Annotated in this window: 4 protein-coding genes; 3 read left to right on the top strand and 1 reads right to left on the bottom strand. The window is 67.0% G+C overall.

Translation table 11 applies throughout. The annotated features are described in order from the left end of the window. Positions 1-221: 221 nt before the first annotated feature. Genes QZT59_RS18890 through QZT59_RS18880 form a run of 3 tightly spaced genes read left to right on the top strand, consistent with a single transcriptional unit; the run spans position 222 to position 1,526 of the window. Positions 222-407: a hypothetical protein gene (locus tag QZT59_RS18890; protein WP_290819478.1), complete on the top strand. Its 186-nt coding sequence runs from the start codon at positions 222-224 to the stop codon at positions 405-407. A 58-nt stretch (positions 408-465) separates the two neighbouring features. Continuing rightward, positions 466-999 carry a CAAX protease family protein gene (locus QZT59_RS18885; protein ID WP_290819477.1) on the top strand — a complete coding sequence of 178 codons (534 nt, stop codon included), beginning with the start codon at positions 466-468 and terminating at the stop codon, positions 997-999. Continuing rightward, on the top strand, positions 996-1,526 hold the full coding sequence (locus QZT59_RS18880; protein WP_290819475.1) for a hypothetical protein: 531 nt from the start codon (positions 996-998) through the stop codon (positions 1,524-1,526). Before QZT59_RS18885 ends, QZT59_RS18880 begins: the two co-directional genes overlap by 4 nt. A gap of 63 nt (positions 1,527-1,589) precedes the next feature. Here QZT59_RS18880 and rad50 read toward each other — a convergent pair whose 3' ends face one another. After that, positions 1,590-4,256 (bottom strand): DNA double-strand break repair ATPase Rad50, encoded by a 2,667-nt coding sequence (rad50, locus tag QZT59_RS18875; RefSeq protein ID WP_290819474.1) that lies wholly within the window; start codon positions 4,254-4,256, stop codon positions 1,590-1,592. Positions 4,257-4,378: the final 122 nt, after the last annotated feature.

The raw sequence follows: 4,378 nt of genomic DNA, 5'->3' as shown, positions 1-4,378 counted from the left end.
GACCGCGACTGATCGACGACCGGTCGCCCCGACGACCGCGACTGATCGACGATCGGTGTCGACGTCGAACGCGACTGATCGACGATCGGTGTCGACGTCGAACGCGACTGATCGACGATCGAATGTCGACGCGCCGGGTAACCGTCTGTTTCCGGGACGGCGGGGGGAATCGAGCACTGGCAACAAGACATTTAACGTGGTAACACGTAACACAAATCGAGGTGCCAAACGTGTCCACCCGTGTAAACGACGACGCGACGGACGAGCGAGAATCGAGCCGCGAGCTCGCCGGGACGCCGAGCATCGAGTCCTACGAGACCGACGACGGGGTCGTATTCTACGACACGGAGAACCCGCTCGCGTGGGTGGAGACGAACCGAACGCTCTGTCTCGACGACCTCGCCTGAGCTCCGGCTTTACCGCGCACCGGTACGCTTTTTCCCGGTCCAGCGCGATGACCCGTACGTGGGTTTCGACGACGACTTCGACTTCGAACCGAGTCCGCACGAACCCGAGGAGTGGGATCCGGAGGCGGAGTTCAGGGATCCCGACTCCGATTGGCCGACCATCCCCACCGTCTCGACGTCCGAAGAAGACGCCCCGAGGGAGGTCGCCCGGACGTTCTGGACCGTCGTTATCGTGGTCAACGTCGCGGTGCTGTTCGTCTCTCTCGGGCCGATGCTGATCTACTTCTGGGGCGACTGGCGGTCGGGACTGACCCTGGTCGCGGGCGGAGTGGTCCTCTTCGGCCTCGCGTACCGACGTTACCGGAGCTTTATGCGTCGAGACGATTCGGTCGACGACGCCCCGCCGACGGGGGCGGACGACGGGTCGGACGACGGCGGGCCCGACGGGGGAACCGATGCCACTGGGCCAAAGGACGGGTTGGATCCCGCCGAGGGTTTCGAGGAATCCCCCGATCGATCCGACGGAGCCGAAACGGATTCGACCCCCGGCGGCGAAGCGGGAACCCCGAACGATTCACCGAGGAACGCATGAAAACCGTACGCGACGACGACGGCAACCGATACGTACTGCTCAAGCGATCCGGCGACGCGAGCCTCGTGCGCGACCCGACGACGGGCAACGAGTGCTACGTCGGCAACGATCGCCTCGAGACGGTCGACGGTGCGTCGACGTTCGAAACCGCCGCGGCGGCCGTGAGCGAGCCGGTCCGACGACTCCTGGAATCCGTTTCGGACGCCCGCTCGCTCGGACTCCTCCTCGAGCTGGACGACCGCGGCTCGCTCCCGGTCCGGACGATCCTGACTGAAACGGAGCGCTGTGAGAGCGAGCTCAACGGCGTGCTCGCTTCGCTGGTCGCGGCGGATCTCATCACGGAGGTGACGGTCGGCGGCGAACGGGGCTACGCCGTCACCGACGAGTGTGCGACGGCGTTGTCGGTGCTGCGAACGAGCCCGAAATCGGTCGACGGGGACGACCGAGCGAGCGATGGACCGGACGACGGCGACCGAGCGAGCGATGGACCGGTCGACGGTGGGTCGAGCGTCCTCACGGACGAGTGAGTCCGATCCGATCGGATCCGTTCTGCGGTCGTTTCGATGCTCGCCAGCGCCTCGACCGCGGATTCACTCCGTGAGCGCGGGTTCCGGCGCGACGCGTCGTCGCTCGAGGCGCGACCGGTTCGACGTGGCGTCTTTGCGCACGCGGACGAGGTCGTCGGCTGCGCCGACGAGTTCTTCGTCGTGGCTGACCACGACGATCTGCTCGACGCCGAGTTCGCGCATCGACTCGACGAGCGACACCAGACGGCCGACGTGGCCCGAGTCGAGAAAGACGGTGGGTTCGTCGAGGATCAACGGCGGCATCGGGGCGGCGCCCTCGACGCCCTCGGCGAGCAGCCGGTAGATCGCACACCTGAGGCTGAGGTTGAACAGTGCCCGCTCGCCCCCCGAGAGCTGCTCCGGATCCAGGGGTTCGCCGTCCTTCTGGTAGACGGTCAGTCGGTACTCCCCGTCGAGGTCGATCCCCGCGTAGGAGTCGTTCTGGTAGACGAGGTCGAACGTCTCGTTGAGCAGCCGTTCCAGGGTCTCGACGTTGCGCTGGCGGAGTTCCGCCCGGAGATCGCCGTACGTTTCCCGGAGGGTCTCGGCCTCGTCGTGAAGCGATTCCAGCCGTTCTCGGCGCCGGTCGACGGTCTCGAGCCGATCGCGCAGGCTCGCTAGTTCCTCGAGTTCGTTCTCGACCGCGCCGATCGCGCTCTGGAGGTCGTCCCGAGTCGACTCGAGATCTGCCAGTTTCGCGTCGACTTTCTCGAGGTATGTCTCGGCCTTGCGCTTTTCCTCGCGGGCGTTTTCGACCTGCCGCTCGTCGAACTTCGCCTCGAGGTCGCGCTTACGATCCCGCGTTCCGGAGAGTTGCTCCCGGCGCTCCTCGTTCATCGTCCGCCAGTTGTCCCGGCGATCCCGAAGCGTCTCGATCTCCGTCTCCAGGTCCGCCCGCTCGTCGTCGATCTCGGCGACGCGCCGGAGCGTCTCCAACGTGTCCCGAAGCCGACTCCGCTCGGCGTTGATACTCCCGAGTTCTGTCCGGCGCTCATCGACGTCCGCCGATAGCTCCTCGGCGCGCGCTCGCTTCTCCGCGGCCTCCGCCTCGTACGTCTCGGCGTCCTCGCGCAATCCGTCGTGGCTCTCGCGCCGGTCCGCCACCGTCTCGCGACGCTGGTCGAGCAACCGTTCGACGTCGCTTCGCTTCTCCCGGAGCCGCTCGACCCGCCGCTCCGCCTCGCGGAGGGATTCGCCGCGTTCGATCCGTTCGTTCAGCTCGTCGCGCTCGGACTCGAGTTCCTCCAGTTCGTTCTCGAGCGTCGCCAGCTCCTCGCGCTTTTCCGCCAGCGCGTCGACGTGGGGGGAATCCTCGACGGCCTGGCCGCACTCGGGACACTTGCCCTCCTCGAGGAGTCGTTCCCCTTCCTCGATCGCGCTCTCGACGCTGTGCCTCTCGGCGGCGACGTCCCCGATCTCCTCCCGGATCGTCTCCCGCTCGCCTTCGAGTTTCTCGAGGAGCTCGCCCGACTCGCCGAACGCCACCGGCGAATCGTCGAACCGTGCGCGTTCGGTCTCGATCTCGTCGTCGAGCTCGGCGAGTCGCTCCTCGCCCTCGTCGATGGCCGCCTCGTCGTCGTCCAGCTTCTCCTCGAGCTCAGCCGCCTCCGCTCGCGCCCGTTCGGCCCGGGCTTCGTGCTCGTCGGCCTCCTCGCGCAGCCGCTCTATCTCCCCGCTCGTCTCGGTTATCGAGACCCGGACGTCTTCGAGGTCGTCGCGGAGCTCGTCGTCGCGCCCCTCGAGCGTCTCGATACGCTCGTCGACCGCCTCGCCCGCTAGATCGACCCCGGCGAGCAGATCTTCGCGCTCGTCGGCGAGCGCTTCTCGCTCCGATCGACGCTCCCGGATGCGGTCTGCCGCGTCCTCGCGCTCGCGTTCCGTCTCGGCGATCTTCGAGCGCAGTTCCCCGATCGTCTCCTCGAGGGACGCGATCTCCCCTCGGGTTTCCTCGTGGCGCTCGAGGACCGCTTCGGCGTCTTCGAGCGTCTGGCGGGCTCGGTCGCGCTGGGACTGGAACCGTTCGATATCGTCGGCGGTCTCTCCGAGTCGGGATTCGAGCCCGTTCAGTCGTTCGTGGAGGTCCTTTTGTTCTTTCGACTCGATCTGGTCGGACAGGTTCGTCGCGCGGCCGCGAACCTCCCTGAGGACGTCGTCGACGCCGAGGCGGGCGTCGTTCGCTCGCTCGCGATACTCCTCCAGGGCGCCCAGCTGGAGCAGGTCGTCGATCACGTCCTGGCGCTCGCTCGGCGATGCGTGGATGAGCTTGTTGACCTCGCCCTGTCGGACGTACGCGCAATTGACGAACGCGTCGGCGTCCATTCGGAGGAGGTCGGCGACGGTACGCCCGACGTCGCGCGCGCCGTCGATCGCTCCGTCCGGCGTTTCGAGGACGCACTTCGTCGTCGTCGCCCGGTCGCCGCGCAGCTTCAATCGGCGTTCGACGCTGAAGGCGGCGCCCTCGTGGGTGAACCAGCACTCGACCTCCGCTTCCTCCTCGCCGATCGTTATCACGTCGTCGAGCGTGCGATCCTCGAGCGCCTTCGATCCGTAGAGGGCGAAAAAGATCGCCTCGAGCAGCGTCGACTTGCCGCTGCCGTTGACGCCGTGGACGACGGTTACCCCGCGGTCGAGCGAGAGATCGGCCTCGCCGTAACACTTGAAATTTCGCAGCCGGAGTCGGTCGACCCTCACGCGAAATCACCCAGCGACGCGTGGTCGGCTTCCGTCTCAGCCTCTCCGTCCGTGGACTCCTCCGAGTCCGGGGCCGAAGCCGGTTCGTCGTCGGTATCGGTTGCGGCCGGTTCGTCGTCGGT

Origin of the sequence: Halovivax sp., assembly GCA_007119345.1 — an archaeon.
Lineage (GTDB): Archaea > Halobacteriota > Halobacteria > Halobacteriales > Natrialbaceae > Halovivax.
Note: the sequence above shows the minus strand (reverse complement) of the source record. Positions and strands in the feature narration are given on the sequence as shown.